This is a genomic window from Micromonospora kangleipakensis (assembly GCF_004217615.1).
GTDB classification, from domain to species: domain Bacteria; phylum Actinomycetota; class Actinomycetes; order Mycobacteriales; family Micromonosporaceae; genus Micromonospora; species Micromonospora kangleipakensis.
The window spans coordinates 2,080,912-2,107,156 of record NZ_SHLD01000001.1; the positions used below are offsets into that span (position 1 = coordinate 2,080,912).

General features: G+C 68.6%; 24 protein-coding genes. 15 read left to right on the forward strand and 9 right to left on the reverse strand.

Annotated features, from left to right (window positions below):
- Positions 1-335: 335 nt before the first annotated feature.
- The 4 genes from EV384_RS10140 to EV384_RS10155 form a co-directional block, all read right to left on the reverse strand.
- A complete protein-coding gene (locus EV384_RS10140; RefSeq protein WP_130332294.1) occupies positions 336-1,103 on the reverse strand; it encodes a hypothetical protein in 768 nt (255 codons plus the stop codon).
- 199 nt (positions 1,104-1,302) lie between these two features.
- Complete coding sequence (locus tag EV384_RS10145) at positions 1,303-4,320, reverse strand: Z1 domain-containing protein (RefSeq protein WP_130332296.1); 3,018 nt, start codon at positions 4,318-4,320, stop codon at positions 1,303-1,305.
- A gap of 2 nt (positions 4,321-4,322) precedes the next feature.
- Positions 4,323-5,303 carry a PD-(D/E)XK motif protein gene (locus EV384_RS10150; RefSeq protein ID WP_130332298.1) on the reverse strand — a complete coding sequence of 327 codons (981 nt, stop codon included), beginning with the start codon at positions 5,301-5,303 and terminating at the stop codon, positions 4,323-4,325.
- Complete coding sequence (locus tag EV384_RS10155; protein WP_130332300.1) at positions 5,300-6,823, reverse strand: ATP-binding protein; 1,524 nt, start codon at positions 6,821-6,823, stop codon at positions 5,300-5,302. The genes EV384_RS10150 and EV384_RS10155 overlap by 4 nt, the downstream gene beginning before the upstream one ends.
- 252 nt (positions 6,824-7,075) lie before the next feature.
- Here EV384_RS10155 and EV384_RS37035 point away from each other — a divergent pair, with 252 nt between their 5' ends.
- Entirely contained in the window at positions 7,076-7,372 is a 297-nt protein-coding gene (locus EV384_RS37035; RefSeq protein ID WP_341273623.1) for a ferredoxin reductase domain-containing protein, read from the forward strand.
- Between the two features lie 127 nt (positions 7,373-7,499).
- On the opposite strand, the gene EV384_RS10165 is transcribed toward EV384_RS37035, so the two are convergent.
- Complete coding sequence (locus EV384_RS10165) at positions 7,500-7,754, reverse strand: GntR family transcriptional regulator (RefSeq protein ID WP_130332304.1); 255 nt, start codon at positions 7,752-7,754, stop codon at positions 7,500-7,502.
- A 419-nt stretch (positions 7,755-8,173) separates the two neighbouring features.
- On the opposite strand from EV384_RS10165, the gene EV384_RS10170 reads away from it, so the two are divergent.
- The 4 genes from EV384_RS10170 to EV384_RS10185 are packed head-to-tail and all read left to right on the forward strand — an operon-like array spanning position 8,174 to position 9,344.
- Positions 8,174-8,428, forward strand: coding sequence for a hypothetical protein (locus tag EV384_RS10170; RefSeq protein ID WP_130332306.1), 255 nt, complete (start codon positions 8,174-8,176; stop codon positions 8,426-8,428).
- Complete coding sequence (locus tag EV384_RS10175) at positions 8,425-8,691, forward strand: DivIVA domain-containing protein (protein ID WP_130332308.1); 267 nt, start codon at positions 8,425-8,427, stop codon at positions 8,689-8,691. The genes EV384_RS10170 and EV384_RS10175 overlap by 4 nt, the downstream gene beginning before the upstream one ends.
- On the forward strand, positions 8,679-8,942 hold the full coding sequence (locus tag EV384_RS10180; protein WP_341273624.1) for a hypothetical protein: 264 nt from the start codon (positions 8,679-8,681) through the stop codon (positions 8,940-8,942). Before EV384_RS10175 ends, EV384_RS10180 begins: the two co-directional genes overlap by 13 nt.
- Before the next feature lie 18 nt (positions 8,943-8,960).
- A complete protein-coding gene (locus tag EV384_RS10185; protein ID WP_130332312.1) occupies positions 8,961-9,344 on the forward strand; it encodes a GIY-YIG nuclease family protein in 384 nt (127 codons plus the stop codon).
- A gap of 45 nt (positions 9,345-9,389) precedes the next feature.
- Here EV384_RS10185 and EV384_RS10190 read toward each other — a convergent pair whose 3' ends face one another.
- On the reverse strand, positions 9,390-9,848 hold the full coding sequence (locus EV384_RS10190) for a MarR family winged helix-turn-helix transcriptional regulator (protein ID WP_130332314.1): 459 nt from the start codon (positions 9,846-9,848) through the stop codon (positions 9,390-9,392).
- Positions 9,849-9,993: 145 nt separating this feature from the next.
- Here EV384_RS10190 and EV384_RS10195 point away from each other — a divergent pair, with 145 nt between their 5' ends.
- On the forward strand, positions 9,994-11,238 hold the full coding sequence (locus EV384_RS10195; RefSeq protein WP_423202949.1) for a phosphodiester glycosidase family protein: 1,245 nt from the start codon (positions 9,994-9,996) through the stop codon (positions 11,236-11,238).
- Positions 11,239-11,309: 71 nt separating this feature from the next.
- Here EV384_RS10195 and EV384_RS10200 read toward each other — a convergent pair whose 3' ends face one another.
- Positions 11,310-12,101, reverse strand: coding sequence for an alpha/beta fold hydrolase (locus tag EV384_RS10200; RefSeq protein WP_207232574.1), 792 nt, complete (start codon positions 12,099-12,101; stop codon positions 11,310-11,312).
- A 168-nt stretch (positions 12,102-12,269) separates the two neighbouring features.
- Here EV384_RS10200 and EV384_RS10205 point away from each other — a divergent pair, with 168 nt between their 5' ends.
- Positions 12,270-13,247 (forward strand): sigma-70 family RNA polymerase sigma factor, encoded by a 978-nt coding sequence (locus EV384_RS10205; RefSeq protein WP_130332320.1) that lies wholly within the window; start codon positions 12,270-12,272, stop codon positions 13,245-13,247.
- Here EV384_RS10205 and EV384_RS10210 read toward each other — a convergent pair.
- Complete coding sequence (locus EV384_RS10210) at positions 13,161-13,517, reverse strand: STAS domain-containing protein (protein ID WP_165439907.1); 357 nt, start codon at positions 13,515-13,517, stop codon at positions 13,161-13,163. The two genes, EV384_RS10205 and EV384_RS10210, sit on opposite strands and share 87 nt — an antisense overlap.
- Positions 13,518-13,700: 183 nt before the next feature.
- Between EV384_RS10210 and EV384_RS10215 the strand changes: the two genes are divergently transcribed.
- From EV384_RS10215 to EV384_RS10250, 8 genes are all read left to right on the forward strand, one after another.
- On the forward strand, positions 13,701-15,152 hold the full coding sequence (locus tag EV384_RS10215) for a DUF3375 domain-containing protein (RefSeq protein WP_130332324.1): 1,452 nt from the start codon (positions 13,701-13,703) through the stop codon (positions 15,150-15,152).
- A complete protein-coding gene (locus tag EV384_RS10220; protein ID WP_197699041.1) occupies positions 15,152-15,751 on the forward strand; it encodes a DUF4194 domain-containing protein in 600 nt (199 codons plus the stop codon). Before EV384_RS10215 ends, EV384_RS10220 begins: the two co-directional genes overlap by 1 nt.
- Complete coding sequence (locus tag EV384_RS10225; protein WP_130332326.1) at positions 15,748-19,146, forward strand: ATP-binding protein; 3,399 nt, start codon at positions 15,748-15,750, stop codon at positions 19,144-19,146. Before EV384_RS10220 ends, EV384_RS10225 begins: the two co-directional genes overlap by 4 nt.
- Before the next feature lie 2 nt (positions 19,147-19,148).
- On the forward strand, positions 19,149-20,324 hold the full coding sequence (locus EV384_RS10230; protein ID WP_165439908.1) for a Wadjet anti-phage system protein JetD domain-containing protein: 1,176 nt from the start codon (positions 19,149-19,151) through the stop codon (positions 20,322-20,324).
- 921 nt (positions 20,325-21,245) lie between these two features.
- Positions 21,246-22,664, forward strand: a complete 1,419-nt coding sequence (locus EV384_RS10235) for an RNA-guided endonuclease TnpB family protein (protein ID WP_130332330.1) — start codon at positions 21,246-21,248, stop codon at positions 22,662-22,664.
- A 12-nt stretch (positions 22,665-22,676) separates the two neighbouring features.
- Positions 22,677-24,032: a hypothetical protein gene (locus EV384_RS10240; RefSeq protein ID WP_130332332.1), complete on the forward strand. Its 1,356-nt coding sequence runs from the start codon at positions 22,677-22,679 to the stop codon at positions 24,030-24,032.
- The gene (locus EV384_RS10245) at positions 24,029-24,841 is read left to right on the forward strand and encodes a hypothetical protein (RefSeq protein ID WP_130332334.1); all 813 of its coding nucleotides are present in this window, start codon (positions 24,029-24,031) and stop codon (positions 24,839-24,841) included. Before EV384_RS10240 ends, EV384_RS10245 begins: the two co-directional genes overlap by 4 nt.
- A 133-nt stretch (positions 24,842-24,974) precedes the next feature.
- Positions 24,975-25,523 (forward strand): hypothetical protein, encoded by a 549-nt coding sequence (locus tag EV384_RS10250; RefSeq protein ID WP_130332336.1) that lies wholly within the window; start codon positions 24,975-24,977, stop codon positions 25,521-25,523.
- 19 nt (positions 25,524-25,542) lie between these two features.
- On the opposite strand, the gene EV384_RS10255 is transcribed toward EV384_RS10250, so the two are convergent.
- On the reverse strand, positions 25,543-26,217 hold the full coding sequence (locus EV384_RS10255; protein WP_130332338.1) for a hypothetical protein: 675 nt from the start codon (positions 26,215-26,217) through the stop codon (positions 25,543-25,545).
- Positions 26,218-26,245 lie beyond the last annotated feature (28 nt).

Below are 26,245 nucleotides of genomic sequence, written 5' to 3' on the forward strand. Positions count from 1 at the left end.
GTCGATAAACCGGTCCGAGGGGGAGCGCGACGCACCATACACCGGCGGACCTGCCGCATGTTCCGGTTCCTGCGCCACCAAGCGACGACCAGCAGCGCCTGAGCGGGCCGGTCGACTTCCCACTGGCGGCCCGGCAGTCGTCAGCGATTGCGGCCTCCGGCTTGGCGATCAGGCGGGACCAGCCGACCGAAGTGAGCTGGCCGCACCACTGAACGTGAAGATCCACTCCAGCCGCCGCGCGTGATCACCTACACCGGACCATCGTCTGCCATGGACCACCACCGCAGTTGCCGAACGTTCCCATTAGTTGCGGTCTTTATCGATGGCAAGGCTTCTCAGGAGCCTGTTCGGGGTGGGGGAATGACGGAGCGTTGGATCTGCGGAAAGGCGTGGTTACCCTCCCTGACCCAGCGACTCCACGAGAGCGGGGCGTATCGGTTCGCCTGAAGGCTGTCCAGATCGGGATTGCGGCGGTCGTCGATCCAGCGCATGTCGAATGCGTCGCCGCGGTCGGAGGCGTCTACAACGGCGATATCCAGGGCAAGGTTCGGGAAGCTGCCGCCCGTGTTTCCGTCCTGCTGTACGACCTGCTCGAGACTCTGGATGATGCCGACCCCGCAGAACTCCACGTGGCCTTTCACCAGGGCCTGCCCGTCCCGCTCGACCGTCACCGAGCGGAATAGTAAGAGTGGCGGGGCGAGCAGCCGGTCCTTGATGCTGGTAGCTGCAAAGAGGGGCCAGGCCTCGATCAGGGCCTTGTTGCCGGCGGTGGTGCCGAGCGAGCCTGGGGTGGTTGCCTTGTGGTCTCCGTAGTAGCGAACCCGGCCGTGGTTCAGGTCGAACTCGTCGTACCAAGGATTGGTTGCGTGCCCAGCCTTCCAAGGGCTGGATCGTAGCGCAACGACAGGCCGTCGTACCCCGTCCGGCCCGTGGACGTTTGCGGGCGCATTGATTCCTCGTTCCAGCTGGATGCGGGGCAGACTACCGTCTGGCGACGACGTCACGAAGTAGTAGTTGAGGTAGCCGTCCAGCGTCTCTTCATGCGGGCTTGCATCGCGCGCATAGCGAAGGATGTCGTGCGTCCGGACGATGCGGGGCTTCATGATCACATCCTGCCACCTTCGGACTCTGCGTGAACAGCCCCGACTAACGCCTCCGGCTGAATGCAGTTAGCGCGCACGCTACCGGCTCGTAACCCAGCCGTCGGCGAACCGCCCGAAGGTCATGCAGAGGCCCGCCGCAGCCAGCTCTCGAGTCGTGGCCCGGTGGCGAGGTGGATCTGCTGCCCGACCGGGCGCAGTCCTACGACTGAGGAATCGTCGGCGTCCCCTTCTGGTCTTTCCGCCGTACGGTCCACTCGATGACGGATCGGCCATGCGGTGTCGCAGTGGCGGGTGCTGCGATTGACACCAATGTCGCCAAGTCGCCCGTGTGCGGATTGCTCGGGAGGTCGGCGGCGCGGCACTTGCCTTCACCATAGGATGCGATGTCCGCTGCTAGGTAGAGCAGAGCCGCGCCTCGCCGGCCAGCGGGATCGCGCAGAGCGTCGGATTCAGCGTCGACTATTGTCTTCCGCGCACCCGCGATACGCTCGGGCGCGTCACGGTGCTTCGCGTCGCTACCGACGAAGTCGATCCTCGGCGCGGTCCTTCTGCCACGAGTGATGATCTGTGCGTGGCCGAGGCCGGGGAGGTCGCGGACCTCGATTGACTTGGTGAGTTGCGGCCAGATGACCACGACCTCGTCCAGGCGCCCACCCGCGACCAGCTTTTCGTAGAAGCGCAGTGTTGGCTTGAAGACCTTCTCCCGATAGTCTGGATGCCATTCCATGGCGCCGAGCGCTTGTAGGAAATCCTTGGCCAGCACGACACCGACGAGGGCGTCGAACCTTGTGATCGAGTCTTCGGGTCTTCTTCTGCTGGCGGTGAGGGTCATGCGCTCGCGCGCCGCTTGCAGCAGGGGAAGAACGAGCTCGTAGTTGGCCTTCTTGGCCTGGCTGTCCTTGCGCAGGGGGAGGCCGTAATAGTCCTTCAAGCTGCCGGCGTCTCCCGAGCTGGTGATTTCGGCGTTGAACATCTTGGTGCGGCCCGTCGGCCTAAGATAGGGCAGGTGTTGGCTGACGATGGGCGGTACCTGCCACGGCTCCAGGATGGGTGTCCCGTCGTCGTTGAAGCCCTCGTAGTCCCGCAGTCTTTCGCGCATCGACATCTCGTCGCGCATGAGACCTTCGAAGGCTTCGTACAGGTCGATGCGATTGAATGCGTCGTCAGGGTCGCGGCGGATGAACAGGCGGACCAGGTCCCGGTATCCGTGCCGAAACCCGAACCAGCGGCCAGCCTGCATGAGCGTGTCACCCTGAAGGGCTTTGCGGGTGTAGAAGGAGATGGTCAGTCCCTCGACAGTGAAGCCTCGGCTGAGCTTGGCACCGCCGATGAGGATCCGCCAGACGCTGTTGCGGTCGAAGTCCAGGGCCTGCTGGTTCTTCTGGACATCGGTGTCACTGTTGACGATGAGGATGGGGTCGCCGACTTCCTTGATGCGGCGGCAGGCCTCGCCGAGCGGCTCCCTAAGCAGATCGAAATCGTCTGGGACGGCGAAGCCGTCGGCGCGGGCGTCGCAGACGGGCTTATAGTCCGCGTGCCAGAGTTGCCGGAGTCGCGCCAGCGCCTCGGGGGTGCCGTATTTGGCCTCGCGCCACACCTCGCGTACTAGGTCGGCTTGGTCGCGGTGCGCGTCGGTGTCCGTGGCTTCGTGGACAAGCATCGTGTGGTGCCGGTAGCGCGTGGCGCCGTTATTCTCGCGGTACACCTTGATCGCACCAGCGAGGACGAAGGAGTCCAGAGCGGCCTGCATCTCCGCCTTACGCTTGTCGCGCTGCGCGTCGTCCTGCGCATCCGGGGGTGGACCGACTCGGCGGATGTACGCGCATTCGTTGGATGTGGCCGGGTCGGTCTTGTCGTCCTCGCTGTTCCAGCCGACGTCGTGGAAGTCTTCGACCCCCATGTAGCCCGGAGGCCGGTCGAGCGCCAGAATAAAGTTTTTGGGGAAGATGTCGCTGCTGTCGTCCGGGTCGACAAAGAAGTTGGCGAACGGCGTTGCCGTGTACATCACCAGCTGTCCACGCTTCAGATGACCGAGTAGGTCGGTGATGGCTTTGTTGATGGCGGTGCGGTCCTTGCTCTTCTGCGGGTTCTTGGTGTTGATCGAAGCAAGGTCTGATTCGTCATCAATGATCAGCGCTGGGATCTCCGCGAGTTTGTGCTTCAGCGGCTTCAGATCTTGAGCTAGCTTCTTCAGCACACTGCTGTTCTTCTTGACGACGACTAGTCGGGCGTCCGCGGGCATCAGGTTCTCGGGATCCCAGAACGGCTTCGAGCGGTCTCGCAGGTGGAACTGCATGCGGCTGAGGCCTTGTTTGAGGCGCTTGTAGTCGTCATGGAGCAGCGTCATCCGTTCGATACCCGGATAGCCCCGTGCAATAAAATTGTCTCCGTGGCGGATGAACCTGCCGGCTAGCCAGTCGTCATCGTCGGCGTAGTCGAACTCCTCGGCAGCCTCTCCGTCGTCCAGTCCCCGGGTGAGGTTCTCGACGCCGACGAGTTCACGGTCCAGGCGACGCTGGGTCTGCGAGCGCAACAGCTCGATGGTTCCGGTCATGACGATGATGAGCCGGTATCCGGCATCAATCGCCTTGGCGATGACGCCGGTGAAGTTGGCCGTCTTACCGCTCTGCACGTAACCGACCACGAGGCCTTTGGACTGGTAGGTGTCTTCGGAACTGGGATCGGAGATGCGCTCGATCACTTCGTTGGTCGCCTTGTTCAGAGCGGCCACCGACTCGGCGGACCAATGCCTCTGGTTCAACAGGTAGTCGCGGTAGTGCGGCCAGTAGAACGCCGAGTGTGCTCGCCGCTTCTCGTCGTACCAGGGCTCCCACCGGGTACTGATGACCGCCGTTCGCATCGTCGCGACCGGTGCGATCTCGTCCAACCTGGTCGCCGCGGCCAGCGGCAGCCGTAGCAGACTGTAGACCAGAGTACGTCGTTCCGTGGTTCGCGGCGCAGTCGGGTCGCCACCGGAATCCCATCCCGGTTCCTCGGCGAAGTCCCATTCGGCCAGCGCCAGAGCGAGCTGGCGCACCCCGTGACTGTCCTGTTGGTTATGGGTGTCGAGGAGCGCCTGTAGGTCGTCTGCCGTTACGACCTCGTCGTCCTCGCGGTCGATGTTGACGTACTTCAAGAGGTTGGCAGGACCCTTGGGTCCGAGTGCGGCCACGGCTGCGACCAGGTCGGACTCCCATTGGATGGGCGGCTTCGGCATGTTTAGTCGTTTCCTTGGACGAAGCGGTCGGCGGGAGCGGGTGGTTCACCGTGTTGCAGCGAGGTGAGGTCGATCGTGTAGACGGCATCGACGATGAGACCGGGCTGCGCGCAGCCGTGCTGTAGGCTCCTGCGGTTCAACACAGGGAAGTCGTGGTCGACGAGATAGGCCGCGGGTACGGTTCGCAGGGTCTGGTGTTCTCGGTACAGGGCACGATCTCGGTCGCGCCATCCCGCATGGGCGAGCATCGATTCGACGGTCGCCCGTGCAGGGCCGGCCGCCTCGCACACGTCGTCGACGAGTTCGGTGAGGGTTCGGCCACTTCCCGGGCCGGCGGAGGTGAGCTGGACAGACAGCAGCCACAACGGCACGCCAGGTAGGGGCTCGAGTTGTTCCAGGCTGCCAATCTTGTGGCGACGCTTCTCCGTCCTGGTGGTCTTAATCTCGAAGCACACGCCGGGGAGGACCAAGTCGTGCTCATTGGGTGCACACCCCTTCCAGGCCCCGATCGCCGACTCGGCGGCCATCGTGGTCAGGCATGACTCCAAGAACAGCAGCTCTCCGTAGAGCCCGGTCTGTTTCTCGGGGCTGAGCGTCCCCGTGCGTGCGAGTAGATCCTGGAAGGTGTTCAGAGCCGACAGCACCGCGGCCGGGAACGGAAGCCGGTTCTGCTGGATCATGTCCGCGATGTCGCTCAGCAGCAGGTACGCCTCGTGCCCGTTGGCGCCGTAGCGGATGGTGATCTCCGACCACGCGATCCCGCCGGTGATGGCGACGCGGGTCTCGACGTGCTCGTAGCTGGCGAGGTCCGGCAGGTCCTCGTCGCTGTGGGGTGTCCGCAAGGTCATCTCACAGCGCGGCGGGTCGAACATGATGCGGCAGGCGGGTTCACCCGGCACGACGATCGTCGCTGGCACCGCATGTGCCAGATACTCCTCCAGCGCAGAACGCGCAAGGTGACGCTGCCTCGACGCCGCCGTCACGGCTGTCGCCCGTCCTCCCGGTAGCCAAACTCTGTCTGCACCGCGGCGCCGAGAACGGCATTCCACATGTCGACGAGGTCCCTATCCCGCGGTCCCCAGTGATGGCCTTCGAAGACCCTCTCGGTGAGGAGGAAGACGAGGGTCTTCAGCAATGGCGCATCGCTGAGTCCGGTCTTCCCGCCGGTCAGCATCTGCCGGTAGTGCTGGTTCAGGTAGATGACCCGTTCGTTGAGGTCGAGCTCGAGAAACCTGTCACGCGGTATGCGGCGCCACCGGATCTCGATCGGATCCTCATGCTGGCGTAGCGGTATCTCGGCCCGGATCACCCGCCGGATCTCCTCGTGCAGTCCCTTGGACGGTTCCGCGACGGGAGGGCGTGCACGCCGCCTGCGCCGCGACTCGACCAGAACGGCCTCGGCCCGCGCGATGTAGTCCCTGAACGAGACCGAGTTGTCGTCGCCGGACGCTGTCGTCGCATCGGCGATGCCAGCGCCGAGGTCGTGGGAGAAGATGATCCCGCTCTTCTCCGGGTTCATGCGAACGAACCTGTTCAGAGAGGCGAAGTCATCGATCACCACGCGCGCCAGCGCTCGATTCTTGTCCTTGGTGATCACCTCGTTCCAACCGCCGATCTGCAGCAGTCGGTCGCTTCGGTAGATATAGAGTCCCTGGAACTCGGCGCCATCTCGCCCGTAGAGGCGGAACGAAGGCCCACTCGACTTTGGAGGCACGATGTGGCATTCGAGTCGTACGGTTTCGTCCCCAACCGTGGCGACCAATGTCCTCGGGTACCCGGACACGGCGGAGGCGGCGAAGCCGAGTGGGTTGATCGCCGCGACCGGCTCGGGCGAGCCCGCCTCGCCCATGCCGAGGTCGAAGATCTCGATGTCGATCCGCAGGCGTCCCCCACCCAGCAGCCGGTGATAGATCAAGCCGAGGTGCATCCGCAGTCGAGTCTTCGAGTCTTCCAGCCAGTCGCCCTTGGCCAGACCTGTGACCCTGGGGAAACGGGTGTCTGACCATCTGACGACGGTCCCCGACTTCGCGTCTAACCGGTCGAGAAGATAGTCGACGTCGTCGCAAACCGATGCGGGGTCGAGCACATCGCAGCCGTAATCCCGTTGGACGTCTCCTCGGCGCAGGCGCCGACCGTGGTATTCGTTGCGGTCAGGCGTCGAGCACACGGTGAGCGTATCTGAGTGGCTGAACGAGGCGGCCTTCAAGCCGATGCCAAAGTGCCCTTGGTCGCCAGAGCCGTAGTCTCTCTGGCGGCCCAGACGCATCGCCTCATCGATCTGATTGCCATTCATCCCGTGACCGTCGTCGACAACGGTCAGTCCGGTCGGTCGGCCACTGTCTGTCTCGAACCGGATCAAGACATGAGACGCCAACGCGTCGATGCTGTTGTCGACCAGATCGGCGATCGCCGACTCGAGCGTGTGGTGCATCCCTAAGCTCTTGATCAACCCGGGATCGGGCTCGAGAATCTTGCGTTCGACTACGTCGTGGTCGTCACTCACCAGGCCCACCCCTTACCCCCCAATGGCAACATCTTTCACGTGTTGAAGGTCGGACGGCAGGCACCGAACGTCCTCTGACTTATGTCCGGTGGGTCGCCTTGCCCGCCATGTCGGACTGCTCCGCCTCCGCCCCCCGGCCACACCGGGCTGCATCTGGGCGACGAGCGGGGCCTGCTGCTGGTGGCTGGCGGGACCGGACTCGCGCCGCGGCGCTCTGGTCGAGCAGGTCGCCACCGCGCCGGACGGCTGCGGGTGACCCTGGTCATCGTGGCCCGCACGGTCGCCAACCTGTGCGACGCGGTCAGCCTTGACAAGCTCCAACGCGCCAAGGCTGGCTGCGGACCGCCCCGGTGTTCTCCCGCGATCCCTCGCCCAGCCGGGGGGGAGCGGGGCGACGCGCTCACCTTCGCCTTCGCCCTCGACCGTCTGCACCCCGACCAGGCGGTGTATCTCTGCGGGCCGCCGCTGATGCTGGCCGGGTCGCGGCTGCGGCTGCTCGCCGCCGGGGTGCTCGCCGAACGGATCCACCTGCTGGAATGGATCCCGTGACGATGACCGTCTACCGCAGCCGCACTGCCCTGCGCGGCCCCGCTCACCCCGGACCGTTTTCTCGCACTGCGCTGCCCCTGACCCGGCGGCGCTCAAGTTCCGTCGATGGCTAGGGGTCTGCCCTCGCTCATTCTCTGGACGGGTCGGTGGCTCGTTCGGCGACGAAGACGCCCAAGCCTTGGTGGCCGTACAGCTCACCCGTCTCGATGAGAATCGTGATGGCCTGGCGGACAGTCGACTGGCTTCCGACCTCGTACATCTCGGCGAGCGCCTTTGTGGACGGCAGCTTGTGGCCCGGGGGCCACTCGCCTGAGGCGATGCGCTCCCTGACGTCGGCGATGATTCGCCGGTAGTGCGGCTCAAACTTCCGTGGTGCGGGCATGCGAAGTACTCCCAGCTAGGCCCACACATCTGATCACGGGAGCCGGGAGGACTTCAAGGGCAACGTTGACTTTACCAGTAATGACGGTAAGGTGCGAAGGCGAGGAAACACCCCGGCTAGGCACTGCGGTGGATCCTTCGTCGGAGCAGCATCCGCCTCGGCCAGTCGGATTACTCGAATCTCCGCTGGCCAGCGCGCTGCTCCGACGCCAAGAAGCTCACCAAGCCGCTCGCACCCGGGTGCGGCTGTTCACCCAGCCTCTCCGGTTACTGCAGCGGAGTACCAAGCAGGCCCGGGGTGGGTGCTGGGCTCCGGTCGGTAGGAACGCGCGGTCGTACCGGTCGACCCCGCCCGCCTCGGCGCCGCAACCATGCCCCCACCATCACCAACGATGGTGTGAGCACCGACCAGGGAGGAACATGGACTCGATCGACGACATCCTCGGCGAACTACCCCTACCGCCCTACGTCACCGCCGAAGACGTCACCTTCGCCGTCAAGGCCGTCACCGTGCACGCCGCGGAGCAGTGGCCCGACGGCCCGCGCTGCCGCAACGACCGCGCCCCACACCCCTGCCGCCTACACCGCTGGGGCCGCCGCGTCCTGACCCGCCGTGGCCTGAGCGAGCGCGAAATCGAGGCCCTGGTCGCCGAACAGACCGCGAGGCAGCCGTGATCTACGTGACCGGGGAACGCCTGCAACCGCACCAGGTCCGGGTCGCCGCCTTCGACACCCGATGGCGCGGCCTCGACCCCGACCAGGTGCACGCCTACCTCAACCAGCTCGCCGACGAACTCGACCGCCTGCGCCGCGAGCTGACCACCGCGAACTCCGAGGCCGAACGCATCCGCCAGGCGCTGCGCCAGTGGCAGTCCCGCCACACCGGCTGCCGCAACACCGACCCCGACTGGTCACTCAACAACCGGTGGCGCCCATGACCGCACCCCGCTGGATCATCCACCTGCCCACCACCCTGACCAGCCTCGCCGCCGCCGCTGACCTGGCCGCCGCACTGCGCGACTCCCTCGGCCATGTCGCCGCTCTCGACTTCGGCGAGACCACCCTCAGCGAGGAGGACAGGCAGCATCTCCGCCACCGAGTCTGGTGCGACGCTCGGCTCGATGGCGGCCGCCGCTGCCGGCTTCGGGACGGGCACCCCGGAACGTGCGGGACCCCGGGGGAGGGCTGACACCGGTAGCGTCCGGGGATGCTCGACGCCGAGGATCTTCTGGCCACCTTCACGCCTCCCCAGCCGTACACGATGGAAGCCGCCGCCGGCGCTCCCCGCTCGTCCGGCGTGCACGCGGTCCTCGACCGCGGTACGGTCGTCTACGTCGGCTATACCGGAAACCTGCGCAATCGCCTGCGGCAGCACCTGACGGGTAGTCGGGACTCGTCGGTACTGCACGAGCAGGTCGGCCACCTCCTCGACAAGCTCGGCCACGAGGCCTCCGCGGCTGAGATCGCCGACTGGCTGGGCCAGCGCGAGGTCCGCTGGCAGGAGACCGACAACCCGGAGGGTACGAAGGAAACCCTGGTCCTGGCCCTCAAGCCCCGCTTCAACCGGCAGGTGCCGAAGCCGCGTCATTGAAAACGCGGCGACTTCCTGCCGGCCGAGGTACGGGCCGCAGGCCCATCAGTCCTGTTTGCCGCCCGCCGCGCGGCCGGCCAAGGCCGCCTCGAGGTTGCCGGCCATCACCGACAGGATCCGGACGGTCTCGGCGTACTGCTCCGGGGTGAGCCCGCGCAGCAGCAGCCGCCGCGTCTCGCCGACGCGGTCAGCCGCCGTGCGGTGTGCCGCGCGGCCCTGCTCCGTCAGGGTGAGCGCGTCGGCGTCGTACCCCACCCATCCGCGCGTGACCAGGCCGTCGGCGCCGTTGAGGGCGGCGTCGAGTTCGGGTACGCCATCCGGCCAGAACGGTGCGAGCGCCTGCTCTACTTCGCCGCGGCTGCGCGCCCCGCGAGAGAGCAGGTTCAGGATCTGCCACTGCCGGCGATCGAGGCCCAGGTCGCCCAGCGTCGCGTCGAACTGCTCCTCGATCAGGTTGTGCAGGTGCTTGAGCCAGTAGCCGATCGGCTTGTCGGTGCCGCTCACGACCGCCTCCTCCCGCGTAAATTCTTTACACCAGAGTTCGACTGGTTGTCAGATAGTGTCGGGTACCTGGTTCCGTGGCGCCGCCAGGGTCACGGACATGACAGTTTCCACTCCTGACCTGTCCCGCTTCCGCCGGGCCGGGGCGATCGCGGCGGCCACCCTCGCCGCGGTGGCTCTCGGTGTCGTTCCGGGGGCCCGTGCCGAGGCCGCCGCCGGCACCCTTCCGCTCGGCGACAGCGACCTGACCGAGGTACGTACCGATCGCGCCCTGGCCGACGGCGTCACCCTCACCCGGATCGTGCGGGGGACCGAGCCGGCGCCGGCCGACCAGCTCAACACCACCACGCGGGGCCCGTGGGTGGTGAACGTGCTCACCATCGACCCGAGCCAGGCCCGCGGGCACCTGCAGGCGACGTACGGCCCCAACCTGAGCCAGGTCGAGAAGACCACCGAACTCGTCCGCGCCTCCGGCGCCCTGGCCGGGGTCAACGCCTCCTTCTTCACCTTCACCGCCAGCCAGCTCTACCCCGGCGACCCGGTCGGGCTCGGGCTGTTCGGCGGGAAGCTGCTCAGCGAGCCCACCACCGACCCGGCCGAGGTCAACTTCGTCGTCGACGCCAACAGCAACCGGGCCCTGACCGGGAAGCTGACCTGGTCGGGCAGCGTACGGAACCGGCAGACCGACGCCACCCTGCCGCTGGAGTTCATCAACCACCCACCGGTCGTGCCCGCCGGCTGCGCCGCGCTCGCCGACCAGACGCAGTGCAGCCTCCCCGGCGACGTCGTCGACTTCACCCCCGAGTTCGCCTCGGCCACCCCGTCCGGTGCCGGCGTGGAGGTCGTGCTCGACCGGCTCGGCTGCGTGGTGCGCACCTCGACCACCCGGGGCACCATGCTGGCCGCCGGCCAGACCTCGCTGCAGGCCACCGGGCGGGACACCGTGGCCCTGTTGGACGTGACCGGGCAGGGCTGCGTGAGCAGCACCTCGACCCTGGCCGACCAGAACGGTGAGGAGCTTCCCGTGCGGCCCGGCCTGTTCGGGGTGACCGGGCGGTACCCGTTGACGGCGGACGGCCAGGTCGTCGTGCCGGACGGCTCCGGCAGCTTCTTCGACCGCAACCCCCGTACCATCGCCGGCACCACCCGCGACGGCAAGATCGTGCTCGCGACCATCGACGGCCGCCAGACCACCAGCGTCGGCACCACCATGGACGAGACGGCCGCCGTCGCCCAGGCGCTCGGCATGGACGATGCGATCAACCTCGACGGCGGCGGCTCCACCGCGATGTCCGTCGAGGGAGCCCTGGTCAACCGGCCGAGCGGGTCGACCGAACGAGCCGTCGGCGACGCGCTCGTCTATGTGGACGGCCCGTACCGCAGCGGGAACTGACCGCCGCCACCGACGCGAGCCGCGGCGGCCGGCCAACCGGCTGGCCGCCGCGCCCGGCGACAGGACCAGGGTCAGCTCTCCTGGTCGAGAAAAGCGAGCGTGACCGCGGCGAACAGCGGGGAGTCGACGAGGTCGTAGTGGGTCAGCCCGGGCAGGATGGCCAGCGCGTGCCCGCCCTTCGGCCGCCCCTCGCCCGCCCAGCCGCCGTCGCGCAGCCCGCCGTCGAGCAGGTTGAAGACCTCGACGAAGTGGCTCGGCGGCGCCATGTCGGCGTCGGCGGCGACCACCAGCGTCGGCACCTGCAGGCCGCGGACCTGCTCGGTGTAGTCGAAGTCCTTCGCCATCGCCTCGCCGATCTTGTCCAGCAGCCGCGGGAAGTCCTCCGGGCGAGGCGCCACCCGCTGGTACAGCTCGTACATCGGGGTGTCCTTCATGAACTCGGCGGCCGCGCCGGAGACCTGGCCCTGCTGCTGGAGCATCTCGGGGTAGATGGCGCTGCGGCGGATGTTCGCCGACGCCGAAACCAGGCGGCCCACCTTCTCCGGGTGGCGGATGGCGACCTGGAGCGCGACGCCGCCGCCGAGGGAGAAGCCGACGACGTCCGGCTTCTCCAAACCGAGGTGGTCGATGAGGGCCGCGACGTCGTCGGCCATCAGCGTGATGTCGAGCGGCCGGTCGACATCGGCGGTCCGGCCGTGCCCCTGCAGGTCGACCAGGATGACCTGGTGCCCGTCGGCGAGCGTGGGCAGGATCGGCCCGAACATCTCACCCGAGCCGAGCCCACCGTGCAGAAGGATCATCGGGCGGCCGGCCCCGTGCGTCTCGTAGTACAGGTTGACGCCGTTGACCTCGGCGTACTGCACGGAGGTGGTGGGTTCGGCGGTCCGCTGCGTGGTGGTCATGAGGTGCTCCTCGTGTCGTGTCGGCATCCGATGCCCTAGTGACCGGGCGAACGCCGGAGACTCATCGCCGTGGGCGGCACGGATTTTCGCCGGGCCCGGACCAGCGGGGTACCGGCTAGATTTGTCGGCGTGAGTGACGTGGCGACCAGCGCCCCGATCGAGTCACAGCTGGAGGCGTACCGGCCGGAGCTGACCGGCTACTGCTACCGGATGCTGGGCTCCGCCTTCGAGGCCGAGGACGCCGTACAGGACACCTTCGTGCGGGCGTGGCGCAGCTTCGAGCGGTTCGAAGGGCGGTCGGCAGTGCGGACCTGGCTGTACCGGATCGCGACGAACGTCTGCCTCAACATGCTCGCCAGCGCGCAGCGTCGGGTCCGCTCGATGGACCTCGGTCCCGCCGGGTCCGGCGGCGCCACCCACCCGGGCGAGCCGCGTCCCGACGAGATCTGGGTCGGCCCGGCCCCGGACAGCCGGGTCCTGCCGGAGGGCAGCGACCCGGCCGAGGTGGTCGCCGGCCGCGAGTCCGTCCGGTTGGCGTTCGTCGCCGCGCTGCAGCACCTGCCGCCGCGGCAGCGGGCTGTGCTCATCCTGCGCGAGGTGCTGGCCTGGTCGGCCCAGGAGGTGGCCGACCTGCTCGACACCACGGTGGCGAGCGTCAACAGCGCCCTGCAGCGGGCCCGGGCCACCCTCGCCACCACCGACACCGCCGCCGAGGTCTACCGGCCGCTGGACGACGAGCAGAAGGCGCTGCTCGCGCGGTACGTGCGCGCATTCGAGGCGTACGACCTGAAGGCTCTCACCACGCTGCTGCACGAGGACGCCACGCTGTCCATGCCGCCGCTGCCGCTGTGGCTGCGCGGCCACGACGACATCCTCGCCTGGATGGCCGGAACGGGCAGCGGTTGCCGGGGCTCCCGCCTGGTGCCAGTGGTGGCCAACGGCCTGCCGGCGTTCGGGCAGTACCGCCCCAGCCTCGACGGCTCGGGCCACGACCCCTGGGCGCTGATCGTGCTGGAGATCTCAGGGGGACGGATCGCGGCGGTCAACAACTTCCTCGACACCGCCCGCCTGTTCCCGCTGTTCGGGCTGCCCGACCGGCTCCCATAACGCGTCGGTCAGGCCGAGCAGGTCGGCAAGTCCCAGCAGATCGGCGCTGCCGCCGCTCACCACGAGCCGCCAGCCGTGCCGCCGCGCGGTCAGGCCCAGCCGGGCCAGCGCCTCGACGGTGACCACGTCGGGGCGTGCCCCGGTCACGTCGCAGACCACCACGCCACGGTCCCGGCCGCGCAGCACCTCGGCCAGCTCAGCGCAGAGGGCGGGGATGTCCGCGCGGGCCAGCGTCCCGCCGACGGCGAAGGAGATCGCGGAGGTCCTCACCCCGGTAGGACCGTCGGGCGCCGGGAAACTCACCGCACCCGGACCGATGAATCCCGTCCGACCCCGCGGTCTGGCGTTCGCCGTCCGGGCCACCGGCCACTGGCCAGAGCCGGATGTCACTCCCGGTCTCTAACATGGGCGACAGTTGGCTGAGCGGTTAGGGACGGGCATACGGCGGTGACGATGGAGTTCGACGAGGTCGAGTGGCTGCGCCGCAACAACGCAGCGTGGCGGCTGTTGCGCGCCGACCACGCCGCTCTGGTGCTGAGCTTCCTCGGGCGGGTGTTCGTCGAGGAGAACGTGCGCTCCATTTCTGGCGTCGAGCTGACCGCGCGACTGGAGGACGAGCTGTTCGCACTCAATGAGCGTCTCGGCGCGGGCACCTTCCCGCGCGCCGCCAAGTCGTACCTCGACGACTGGGCGCAGCCGGAAGTCGGCTGGTTGCGCAAGTACTATCCGCCCGACTCGGACCAGGTGCATTTCGACGCGACTCCGGCCGTGGAGCGGGCACTGTCGTGGGTGCAGTCGCTGCAGGCCCGGTCGTTCGTCGGTACCGAGTCCCGGCTCAACATCGTGCTCGAGCTGCTGCGTCAGATGGTCTACGGCGCGGAGACCGACCCGGACGCCCGGCTGGCGGAGCTGCAAGCGCGTCGTGAGGCGATCGACGCCGAGATCGCCAAGGTGCGTGCCGGTCAGGTGGAGGTGCTCGACGGAGCGGCGCAGCGCGATCGGTACCAGCAGTTCGTGGCAACCGCGCGGGGGCTGCTCGCCGACTTCCGTGAGGTTGAGGCGAACTTCCGGGCGCTCGATCGGGCGCTGCGCGAGAAGATCGCCACGTGGAGCGGCTCGAAGGGCGAGCTGCTCGACGAGGTCGTCGGCAGCCGGCACGCGATCGCCGACTCCGACCAGGGCCGCAGCTTCCATGCCTTCTACGACTTCCTGCTGTCTCCGCAACGCCAGCAGGAGTTCAGCGACCTGCTTGCCCGGGTGCAGTCGCTCGACGTCATCGGGGCATCCGATCCGCGCATGCGGCGCATCCACTACGACTGGCTCGACGCCGCAGAGCGCACCCAGGCAACCGTACGGCTGCTGTCGGAGCAGCTGCGCCGGTTCCTCGACGACCAGGTATGGCTGGAGAACCGGCGGGTGATGGACCTCCTGCGCGGCATCGAGACGCACGCGCTGGCGCTGCGCGACCAGCGGACGGACGGGCTGGTCTTCGAGCTCGATGCGGCCGCCCCGCAGGTCGTGCTGCCGATGGAGCGTCCGCTGTACCGGCCTCGGGCGAAGCAGCCGCTGGACAGCACGGTCGACACCGGGGAGCCCGACGTCGACGTTTCCCGCCTGTTCGAGCAGGTGCATGTCGACCCGGTCCCGCTGACCGATGCCGTGCGCGCCGCGCTGCGGCGCAGCTCGCAGGTTTCCCTGCCAGAGGTCCTGGCCAACCGCCCGTTGGAGCAGGGCCTGGCCGAGCTGGTGACATACCTGTCGCTGCGCGACCCGGGTTTCGACGTCGTCTTCGACGAGGACCGGCGAGACCAGGTGCGGTGGTACGACCCGGACGGGCGGACTCGGACCGCGCTCCTGCCCGCCGTCTCGTTCCTGCGCAGGGTTCCGGCATTGGATCGTGTGTGATGGCCGCAACCAGAAGGGAGGAGCCGAGCCTGTCGGTGGCGGCTGTCCACCTGATGAAAGGGGTCGTCTACCGCGACACGCACCCGGTGCCGTGGCATCACCTGATGCGGTTGCAGGCGCAGGTCCGCGACTATGTCGCCGTGCTCGGCCTCACCGTCGTCATCGACGAAGCGGAGGGGTACGCGTTCCTGCGCTCCCAGCCGGGCGACGACGAGGCGGACGGGCAGCAGGCGATCCGCCGGCTCATCCCTCGCCGGGCGCTGTCGTTCCACGTCAGCCTGCTGCTGGCGCTGCTGCGCAAGAAGCTCGCCGAATTCGACGCCAGCAACGCCGACACCCGGCTCGTGCTGACCCGGCAACAGATCGTGGACCAGTGCGCGGTTTTCCTGCCCGCGTCGACCAGCGAGGCCCGACTGATCGACCAGATCGACACGCACATCGGCAAAGTGGTGGAGCTGGGGTTCCTGCGGCGCATCAACGACGCCGAGGCGACGTACGAGGTACGCCGCATCATCAAGGCCTTCGTCGACGCGCAGTGGCTGGCGGACTTCGACGCGCGGCTGGCGGAGTACGCCGCCGAGCTGGAGGCGACCAGATGACCGAAACCCTGACCGAAGTGAGCGCGCTCGAGGTGCCGTCGACCCTCGCCGGGTTTCGCCTGAAACGGCTGGAGCTGCACAACTGGGGCACGTTCGACGGCCGGGTCTGGATGCTGCGCCTCGACGGCGCCAACGCCCTGCTCACGGGGGACATCGGCTCCGGCAAGTCCACCGTCGTCGACGCCATCACCACGCTGCTGCTGCCGGCCAACCGGATCTCGTACAACAAGGCGGCCGGCGCCGACATTCGGGAACGCTCGCTGCGCTCCTATGTGCAGGGCCACTACAAGTCGGAGCGAAACGAGAAGACCGGCGCGTCCGAGCCGGTCGGCCTGCGCCGCGGCTCGTGTTACTCGGTGCTGCTCGGCGTCTTCGCGGAGCCGGTCAGCGGGGCGACGGTCAGCCTGGCGCAGGTGTTCTGGCTGCACGACGGCAACCCGGGCCAGCCGGAGCGCTTCTACGTGACCTCCGGTCAGGAGCTGAGCATTGCCGGCGACTTCGCCGACTTCGGCTCGGAGATCGGCCAGCTGAAGCGGCGGCTGCGCCAGTCCGGCGCCAAGGTGTACGACCACTTCCCGGAGTATGGCAAGGACTTCCGTCGCCGCCTCGGCATTGCCTCGGACCAGGCGATGGAGCTGTTCCACCAGACCGTGTCGATGAAGGCGGTCGGTGATCTCAACGACTTCGTCCGCCACCACATGCTGGAGCCGTTCGACACCGGCGACTGGATCCGCCGCCTCGTCGAGCACTTCCAGGACCTGACCAAGGCGCACGAGGCGGTGGTCAAGGCCCGCCAACAGCTGGCCGCGCTGAAGCCGCTGCTCGACGCGTGCGACGCCTACGACGCGTACGGCCAGACGATCGGCGAGCTGGACGCCAAGAGGGAGGCGCTGCCGTACTTCTGCGCGCGGGGCAAGGCCGAGCTGTATGCCGCCCGGGTCGCCGCGCACACCGCCGAGCTCGCGGAGCTGCGTGCGCAGTTGTCCGCCACCAGGGCCAGGCTGGCCGACCTGGACGGCGAGCGGCAGCGCCTGGAGCTTGAGCGCGCCGGGCACGGCGGTGACCGGATCGCCGAACTGGAACGGCAGATCGCCGACGCCGAGAGCACCCGCGACGAACGATGGCGCCGCTTCGAGCGATTCAGCGGGCTGCTGGCCAACGCTGACTTACCGGCGGTGGAGGCGATCGAGCAGTTCACCGCCCGGCAACGGGAGGTCGCCGACGAGCTGACCGGCGCCGAGGAGCAGCGCGCTGCCCTGCAGAACGACCTGACCGACGCCGCGGTGCGGGTGCGGGAGCTGGAGCAGCAGGAGACGGAGGTGAATGCCGAGCTGCGCAGCCTGCAGGAGCGGCGCAGCAACATTCCCCGGCGAAACCTGGACATGCGGGCGCGCATCTGCGCCGAGCTGGATTTGCCGGAGGCGGCGTTGCCGTTCGTGGGCGAGCTGATCCAGGTCCGGGCCGACGCCGCCGACTGGGAGGGAGCGGCGGAGCGGCTGCTGCGCGGGTTCGCGCTGTCGATCTTGGTGCCGGACGAGCATTACCCGGCCGTGGCCGGCTGGGTCGACCGCCACCATCTCGGCGGCCGTCTCGTCTACTACCGGGTACCGGCGACGCTGCCCCGGCAGGCGGAGCCGCTGCCGGCCGACGCCGACCGGCAGTTGTTCGCCAAGCTGGAAATGCGGGAATCGCCGTTCCAGCCTTGGCTGGAGCGCCAGCTGCGCCGCCGAGCCGGCTACGAGTGCCTGCAGACGATCGACGAGTTCCGCCGCGCCGAACGGGCGATCACCAGGGCCGGCCAGGTTAAGGACACCGGCGGCCGGCACGAGAAGGACGACCGCAGCCGCATCGACGACCGCAGCACCTACGTGCTGGGCTGGAGCATCGAGCTGAAGATCGATGCGCTGCTGACCAAGGCGCGCGTACTGACCGCCGACAAGGCGCAGGCAACGAAGGCGCGGGACGCTGCCGGCGATCGGCTCGGCGCGCTCAACCGCCGGCTCGGCGTGCTGGGCAAGCTCGTCGAGTTCACCGACTTCACCGACATCGACTGGCAGTCCTCGGCACAGCGGGTGCGGCGGCTGCGCCAGGAGAAGCAGCAGCTCGAACGCTCGTCCCGGGAACTGGAGCGGGTCACCGCGCAGCTGAAGTCGGTGCTCGAGGCGATCGACGGCGGCAGCATCGAGCGCGACGACCTGCAGCGCCGCATCGCCCAGGCCGACGTACATCTGGAACAGGCCGCGCACGGCCAGCGCGACGCCGAGGCGCTGCTGCGGGAGCCGGCGGTGCGGGACGCGGAACCCTGGTTCGCGGCGATGGCCGAGCTGGTCGGGGACACCGCGCTGCCGAGCCCGGAGGACTACGACCAGTTGCGGAACGCCGTCGAGGGGCAGCTCACCAAAGACCGCAACGAGGCGGCCCACCGGCAGACACTGGCCAGCAACCGGGCGGTGCGTGCCATGGAGGACTTCCGCAACACCTACCCGGTCGAGGCCGCCGAGCTAGACAGCTCGATCCAGTCCGCGCCGGAATACCGGGCGATGGACGACCGGCTGGTGCGCGACGACCTGCCGCGCTTCGAGAGCGAGTTCAAGACGTACCTCAACACCAACACCATCCGCGACATCGCAGGCTTCCACTCGCAGTTGCACAAGCAGGCCGACCTCATCCGGGAACGGATCGACACGATCAACCGGTCTCTCGTGGGCATCGACTACAACCCCGGCCGCTACATCCGGCTGGAGGGGAACCGCACACCCAACGTGGAGATCCGCGACTTCATCAACGACCTGCGGGCCTGCACCGACAATTCGCTTGCCCGCGATGACAGCGACCAGTACTCCGAACAGAAGTTCATGCAGGTCAAGCAGCTCATCGAACGGTTCCGGGGCCGCCCGGGCTTCACCGAGATCGACAAGGCGTGGGCGCGGCGGGTGACCGACGTGCGCAACTGGTTCGTGTTCTCGGCCTCGGAGCGGTGGCGGGAGGACGACAGCGAGCACGAAACCTACAGCGACTCCGGCGGCAAGTCCGGCGGGCAGAAGGAGAAGCTCGCCTACACGATCCTTGCCGCGTCCCTGGCTTACCAGTTCAAGCTCGATTTGCCCACCGACCGCGGCCAGACCTTCCGCTTCGTCGTCATCGACGAGGCGTTCGGCCGTGGCTCCGACGAGTCGACCCGGTTCGCGCTCGCGCTGTTCCAGCGGCTCGGGCTGCAGCTGCTCATCGTCACTCCGCTGCAGAAGATCCACGTGATCGAGCCGTACGTCTCCGCCGTCGGCTTCGTGGACAACCCCACCGGCAGCAACTCGCGGCTGCGCAGCCTCACCATTGAGGAGTACCACCAGAAGCGCGACGTGCACCAGCTCGCCCATCTGATCAGCGTCGAGGAGTGACCGTGGCGGCATCGCGCTGGTCCACCCCGTCCGAGCTGCTGACGAAAGTGCGCCGGCGGTGGAGTTCCGGGGAACTGCTCACCGCGTACGCGCGGCAGCGCTGGGAACCGGTTGTCGTCCCGTTGCGCGCGCCGACCGCGGCCGAGGTGGCTGAGCGCTTCGGCGCGGCCCAGGACTGGCTCGCGGAGTGGAAGACCGTCGATCCGGCCCTGATCCGGCTCGACTGGAAGCGCGTCGGAGGGCGCCTCGTCGGCAGCAACGAGGTGCCGCACCGGGCCTCCATCGACACTCCCGACCAGGCGTGGGCCCTGCTGCGCGTACGGCGGAACGTGGAGACGTTCACGCGGCTGCTGGATCTGACGCGGCAGGCCGCGCCCGCACTCGTCGAGTGGATGACCGCCGAGCCGATGAAGGTCCTGGACAACGCGGACAGCTGGGCCCGCCTGGTCGAGGTCGTGCGCTGGATCGACCGGCACCCCACGACCGGGCGGTACCTGCGGCAGATCGACGTTCCCGGCGTCGACACCAAGTTCATCGAGCAGCACCGCACCGTCCTGGCCCAGTTGCTGGACCGGCAGCTGGCACCCGAGCGGATCGACCCGGCACAGCCGCCGGCCCGGTTCGCCGAGCGGTACCGGTTCCGCACCAAGCCCACGTACGTACGGCTGCGTGCACTGGACCGCCCCGCCCCCGCGGCGCTCGGCCCGTTCAGCGAGGTGACGGTCCGCGTCGACGAGCTGGCCCGGACCCCGCTCGACGTCGCCCGGGTGCTCGTCGTGGAGAACGAGACGACGCACCTCGCCCTTCCCTCGATGCCCGGCACGGTCGCGGTCTTCGGCGGCGGCTACGCGGTGCGCGCGCTGGCGCCGCTCACCTGGCTGCACGATCGGGAGCTGACCTACTGGGGCGACATCGACACCCACGGGTTCGCCATCCTCGACCGGCTCCGGCAGGTGTTTCCCCACACGACGTCGGTGCTGATGGATTCCGAGACGCTGCTGGGCCACCGGGCGCACTGGGGCCGCGAGGCCGCCCCGGTCACGACCGAACTCGCCCACCTGACCGCAGAGGAGCTGCAGCTGTACCGCGATCTGGTCGCCAACCGGTATGCGCCCGCGCTGCGCCTGGAGCAGGAACGAATCCGGTTCAGTGCCGTAGAACGAACGTTGACCGGCTGACGTTGGCCCTTTTGCATCGATGAGAGCACCCGCTCGGCTGAACGCGTCAGCTACTCCCTGCCTGGAACTTCCGGGGCGGGGAACCAAGCGTCGTCGCCGAGCGACCCGAGGTAGACGTAGAGGACACTACTGCCGCCTCTGCCGAGCGGCGCGAAGAACTCGCAGGCCTCGTTGATGTAGATCCGGCCGCCCCCGTTCTCGACCTTTCCCGCCCGGCGTAAGAACCCCTGGGGTCCTAAGAAACATTAGGGAGTCGGGATAGGTTGATCTTGCAGGTCGGTTCCTGTCTGGCCGGGTTTCCGCAGCTCAGACACCTGACAGAGCAGTTCGACAAGACTCGTCTGGGGCCTCGAATCGCCGACGCCCCCAACCGAGCCCTCAATGCCGCACTCAGCCGAGCCCTCATGCGCGCTGACAACAACAGGGCCGGATCGGCCGCGACGAGAGCCCTCAACAGTCCCTCTCAACCGCTCGCACGGGTCGTCGCGTTGCCCGCCGGCCGCCGCGGCGGCTGCCGTCGGTACGGCGGCTGGCCGACAGAGGAGCAGCTACTAGCGGTCGCTTTCCTTTCGAGAGCTGTCCATAATCGACTGTTGTGAAAAGCATCTATCGGCGAGGTTGCCAAGTGGGTGGGCCGTTCGGTGAGCACGGTGCGTCGGTGGGAGGCGGGGGCCGGATCACGGGCCGTCGTTTGCCGCCCGGGCAGCGGTATTTCGACGAATCGGATGTGCCAGGGCGCTACAGCCGGGCTTCGACGCCGACCGGCGGAAGGTTGTGGTGTATTGCCGGGTCTCGTCGCCGGGTCAGAAGTTCGACTTGGCCTTGCAGGTGGCGGCGATGCAACAGTTCTGCCTCCCTGTACGGTCTGCGCCGCTACGAGAAGGAGCTGAAAAGGACGGACTTGACCATGGACGGTGACCGGTGAAGGTCACCCGGATCGCCTATTCGGCCCGACTGAATCCGGGCAAGTACGCCGCCCTGGTGGAGCAGGCTCGCCGGTTGGGCCGGGTGCGCAGCGAGGTGTGGCAGCGCTACGGCTCGATCGCTGGGGTTGGGTCTGGGTTGGCAGATCGGCAGGTACGGGACCGGTGGCTGGTCGACGGCACGCACATCCGGTTTGGCGTGCTGGCGAACGCGTGGAAGGAAACCCTCCGCGACGCCATGGCCGACATCGCCGCGAACCTCGAGGCGGCCAAGGTCGACGTCCGGCGAGCGATAAGCCGACGCACCAACGATCCGGCCGAGCGTAAGCGGATGTTCACCGCCTTGAAGGCCGACCAGTGGGCCAGTGACCCGTTCCTGGCCCGGCAGATGCGCAAGCACTGGAAGCGCGGCCGCAACCGCACGCATCATCAGATCGTGGTGCGCGCCGACAAGTACAACACCGCCGTCGATCGGAGGGGCCTATTGTGGCTGGCGGTTCCCGGTCTCGAGCCCCGCAAGATGGTTAGGATTCCGCTGTCCACGACCGTGGCGCCGACGGGTACGTTGCGGCTGATCCTGCGCAGCGGCCGGGTTGAGGTGCACTACCAGATCGACGCGGCGCAGATGCGGTCGTCGCAGCGGCCGTGCGGCGACCGAAGGCTCGGTGTGGACAAGGGCTACACGGAAGCCCTGACCGACTCCGACAGCCAGCCCCATGGTGTAGGGCTCGGCGTGATGCTGTCCAGTGAGTCGGACCGGTTGAAGGAACGTAACCGGCGGCGGGCGAAGCTGCGTTCGATCGCGAACAGCGCCGCCCTGCGTGGGGATCACGCGAAAGCGCACCGGATAACGGTCAACAATCTCGGCGCGGTGAAGCGGGATCGGCAGGCGGCACGGCATCGGGCGCGGGTACGGACGGAGATTTTCACCGCGGTGCACGAGGTCGTGGACGAGGCCGGTACCGTGATCGCCGAGGATCTCACCAAGCGCTTCACCGGCCGCAAAAAGCTTCCTAAGAACATCAACCGGCGTCTCGCCACGTGGACCAAGGGAGTCACCGCCGAGGCCCTGAAAAGCGTGTCGGAGCGCAGAGGTTCTGCGCTCGTTCTCGTCAATGCCGCCTACACCTCACAAACCTGTCACCACTGCGGCCGGTTCGGCCGCCGCAGCGGGGACCGGTTTCACTGCACCTCGTGCGGGGTGGCGTGGCAGGCCGACGTGAACGCCGCGATCAACATCCTGCACCGAGCCGGCGACCCCGACATCGCCCTGCACACCCCACACCACGTGGTGAAGCAGATCCTGCAGGACCGGAACGATCGCCACCGGACCAGACTGCCGGTCCAGGACTCCAGCCCAACCACCGCTGGGCGGAGAGCGAATTATCCGAACTGCTCAGCTATGAGCAACGAGTAGGAAGCAGGTGTCATGCGGCGTCGTCAACTGCTGGCGTCCGGGATGTTCACGGCGATCGGGCTCAGCGCCGGCGAGCTGCTAACAACAGCGCCGGCCGCCGCCGAGACGGTCCCGCTGAAGAGCGTCGGCACCCAGCTGCCGGTGGACGACCTGCGGGCGATCGAACTCGACGAGGCGCGCGGCCGCCTCTACATCGCCCAGGGGGTCGGTGGCGGGCTGCCGCTGGTGGTGACCGACCTCGACGGCCGGCTGCTGAACCGGGTCACGGCCGTCGGCGGCATCTCCGACCTCGTCCTCAGCGACGACGGGCGCATCCTGTACGCGGCCCAGGGCTTCAACCGGATCGTCGCGTTGGACGCCGATACGCTCACCATGGTCGCCAGCTACCCCGCACCCCCCGGCGCCTGGCTGTACACCGTCGAACCGACCGGTGAGAAGGTCGTCGGCGGGTTCATCGACGCGGGCATCGGCTCCGGCGGTCTGCTGATCTGGTCCGCCCCCGGCACCCCGCCGGTGGTCTACACCGCGGGCCCCAACTACCACCCGATCATCGACGCCAGCCCCGGCGCGCCGGGCCTCCTCGTCGCCGGCGACACCGGCTATTCGCCGGTCACCACGTACGCCATCGACGTCTCTGGTGACAGCCCGAGGATCCTCGCCCGGCGGGACAACACCGGCAGCAACCTGATCGACTACGCCGTGAGCCCGGACGGCACCGAGGTGGTGGAGACGGTCGGCCACCCGTACGAGCACCACTCGTACCGGCTGCCGGATCTCGGCGACGCCACCGTCTATCCCAGCGGCGTCTACCCGCAGGACGCCGCCTGGTCCGGGGACGGCTCGACCGTCGCCATCGGCCGCGCCTCGACCGCCTCCGGTGACGCCGATGTCTACCTGTATGCCAAGGGCAGCACGGTCCCGACGTACGCCGTCGACTTCCGCAGCGGCGACAGCCTCTGGGAGGGCACCCTGCTGGTCAACCAGGCCGGCACCCGGGCCTGGGCGGTCACCTCGACCGACCCCTACCAGGAGACTCAGCTGCTGCACTCCTTCGGGCCGGCACACCCGCCGACGCCGCCGGTCACCGACCTCGCCGTCACCGCCCAGGTGGGGACCGGCAAGGAAAAGGGCACCGCGCAGCTCACCGTGACCTGGAGCTCGCCGATCGGCGACGACAACTACTGGTGGATCACCGCGTCTACCAACGGCGGGGCCGAGCGGGAGTTCTGGCGCGGCAAGCTGGACGCCAGCGGCAGGTACACCCTCACCTACTCGCTGCCCCGCGGCACCACCACCTTCACGGTCCGGTACCGCGACTACTACCAGTTCTACCCGGACGGCTACGCGACCGCGACGCTGCAGCGATGAACGCACCGACCCGGCGGCGCCGTCCGCTCGTCCGCTGCGGCGTACTGGCGCTGCTGCTGACCACCGGTGTTGCCGGCTGCGCCCGACCGGGTGCTGCCGGCGCCGTCTGGGCCACCTCGGCACCCACCGTCGGGGCGGCGGCGCCCACTGGGGCGGCGGCGACGAGTGGCGGCGCGGTGGCGGCCCCCACGCCGAGCAACCTGGCCGCGAGCGCCTCCCCGACATCCAAACCGCGCCCGTCGGCGGCAGCGCGGGCCGGCTCGGCCGCCGCCCCGCCGCCGGCCCCGGCCGCCAGGGCCACCCCGGCCCCGGAATTCCCCCGCGGCTACACCCTGCTGTCGCAGACCTGCACCCTCCAGGCCGGCCAGCAGGTGTACGTCTCGCGCAGTGGCAAGACGAAGGGAAACTTCCGCTTCTGCACGCAACGGCTGCGCAAGAACGACACGGGCGGCTACTACATCAACCCGTACGTCTTCGTCGAGCCCTTCTTCCTCGACGGCGGCCGATGGCTGCCGGACTCGCGTGAGCCGCTGAGCCTGACCATCACCTGCCGGGTCAGCCACGCCGGCGAACAGGACTACTCCCTCACCGCCACCTCACCGAGCGGGAACGGGCCTGGCCGCACCGCGTCCTGCGGCCGGCTGGTGCCGCACGCGGTCACCCCGACGACGGGCAGCGACGCCTACACGATCCGATTCACCGGATACACCTCGGGCGGACACTACGGCGTGCTCGCCTTCGAGACCGAGGTGCACTTCCCGGGCGCCGGCAGGCCGACCCCGGAGCAGCAGGTGACGGTAACCCGCTGACGCGGGCTCGGCGTCTCGGTGTCGACCGCCCACCGGCTGCTCGCGATGCTGGGATCGGCCGGGGGCCAGGTCTGGGCTGCCGGACGGGTGTGGTTGTCCATGGCGGCGGACGCGCGGGCGTAGGGTCGGTGCCGTGGTAGGGGCGGGGCGTCGATACCGGTACGTCGGCCCGGCGGACGTGCGGGCGTCGGTCGCCGACTCTCCCGCAGGCTGGCCCATCCGATCATCGGTCGATCTCGACACCTACCTGGCGGCCGCAGATCCGCGCGACCGTGACGAGCCGTTCACCTACGTCATCGACCCTGGCGGCACGCTGCGGCTCGCCCCGAGACGCAGCGAGCACGTCGCCTGCGCCGGCGGTGGGGAGGTCCTCGGCGCGGGGGAGATCGCCTTCGCTGGCGAGCGGGACGGCTCGGTCGTGACCGAGGTGAGCAACCAGTCCACCGGCTACTGCCCCGATCCCACCTCGTGGGCGGCGGTGGCGGGCGCCCTCGACCGGGCGGGTATCGGCCGCCCGGAAGGCTTCACCGCGACCATCGTCTTTCGGCGCTGCCTTGACTGCGGTGAGCGCAACGTGGTCCGCGACGACGACTACATCTGCGCGCTCTGCGGTGCTGAGCTGCCGGAGGATGTGGAACCTCGGCTGACGGCCCGGCCGTCGACCGACCAGCGTTCGCGCTGACGACCGAGCCGCCTGATCGTCATTTCCGCCAGGCGGGGGCCATGCGTTCGGACATCTCGCGCCAGAACGTCCGCAGGTCCTCCCGGTTGACCGCCTGCCAGTCCGCCCGCCCGGGCGAGCGGAACCAGCGCCCGACGAGGTCGATCTGGTGGGCGCAGAAGGCCTCGTCCATCTGGTACGGCAACTCGTCTCCCTTCGGCGGTAGCGGGCACAGCCGGAACGGGCAGTCGTCGATGCAGGTGGAGCCCGGTTGGACGTCGTGGGCTTGGCGGCGGCTCAGGGTGACCCGCATGGCGCTGCGGTCGATGGTGAGGCACGGGGGCAGTTCGGCCCGGCTGGCCCGGCTGAGCCGGCGCGCCCGCTCGGAATTGTCCTGTCCGCGGTCGGCGAGGTTGAGCAGCAGCATCACGTCGGCCAGCAGCCGTTGGGCCCGCGGCGTCAGAACTGCCCAGCCGTGCGATGGCGGCAGCCAGGAGTTCTGGAGCCGGCGGACGCCGGGCTGGGGGCTGACCGCCCCCACCTGCCCGACGATCGCCCGCTCGTCGACCCAGCAGTGCCGTTCCGGGTGGCGGTCGATGAGCGCCTCGACGCACAGGTCCGCGACCTCGAGGACGAGCGGGTGGGCCGTACCGCTGCCGGCCTGTGGGGTGCGGTGCCCGCCGCAGCGCAACGTGGTCCGCGACGACGATTTCACCTGCGCGGTCTGCGAAGCGCAGCTGCCG

Coding starts and splice junctions, on each gene's coding strand:
- EV384_RS10170 (WP_130332306.1), top strand. CDS start 8,174: ATGGACTCGATCGACGACATCCTCGGCGAACTACCCCTACCGCCCTAC.
- EV384_RS10225 (WP_130332326.1), top strand. CDS start 15,748: ATGACCGAAACCCTGACCGAAGTGAGCGCGCTCGAGGTGCCGTCGACC.
- EV384_RS10165 (WP_130332304.1), bottom strand. CDS start 7,754: ATGCCCGCACCACGGAAGTTTGAGCCGCACTACCGGCGAATCATCGCC.
- EV384_RS10215 (WP_130332324.1), top strand. CDS start 13,701: ATGGAGTTCGACGAGGTCGAGTGGCTGCGCCGCAACAACGCAGCGTGG.
- EV384_RS10240 (WP_130332332.1), top strand. CDS start 22,677: ATGCGGCGTCGTCAACTGCTGGCGTCCGGGATGTTCACGGCGATCGGG.
- EV384_RS10145 (WP_130332296.1), bottom strand. CDS start 4,320: ATGCCGAAGCCGCCCATCCAATGGGAGTCCGACCTGGTCGCAGCCGTG.
- EV384_RS10140 (WP_130332294.1), bottom strand. CDS start 1,103: ATGAAGCCCCGCATCGTCCGGACGCACGACATCCTTCGCTATGCGCGC.
- EV384_RS10185 (WP_130332312.1), top strand. CDS start 8,961: ATGCTCGACGCCGAGGATCTTCTGGCCACCTTCACGCCTCCCCAGCCG.
- EV384_RS10245 (WP_130332334.1), top strand. CDS start 24,029: ATGAACGCACCGACCCGGCGGCGCCGTCCGCTCGTCCGCTGCGGCGTA.
- EV384_RS10220 (WP_197699041.1), top strand. CDS start 15,152: ATGGCCGCAACCAGAAGGGAGGAGCCGAGCCTGTCGGTGGCGGCTGTC.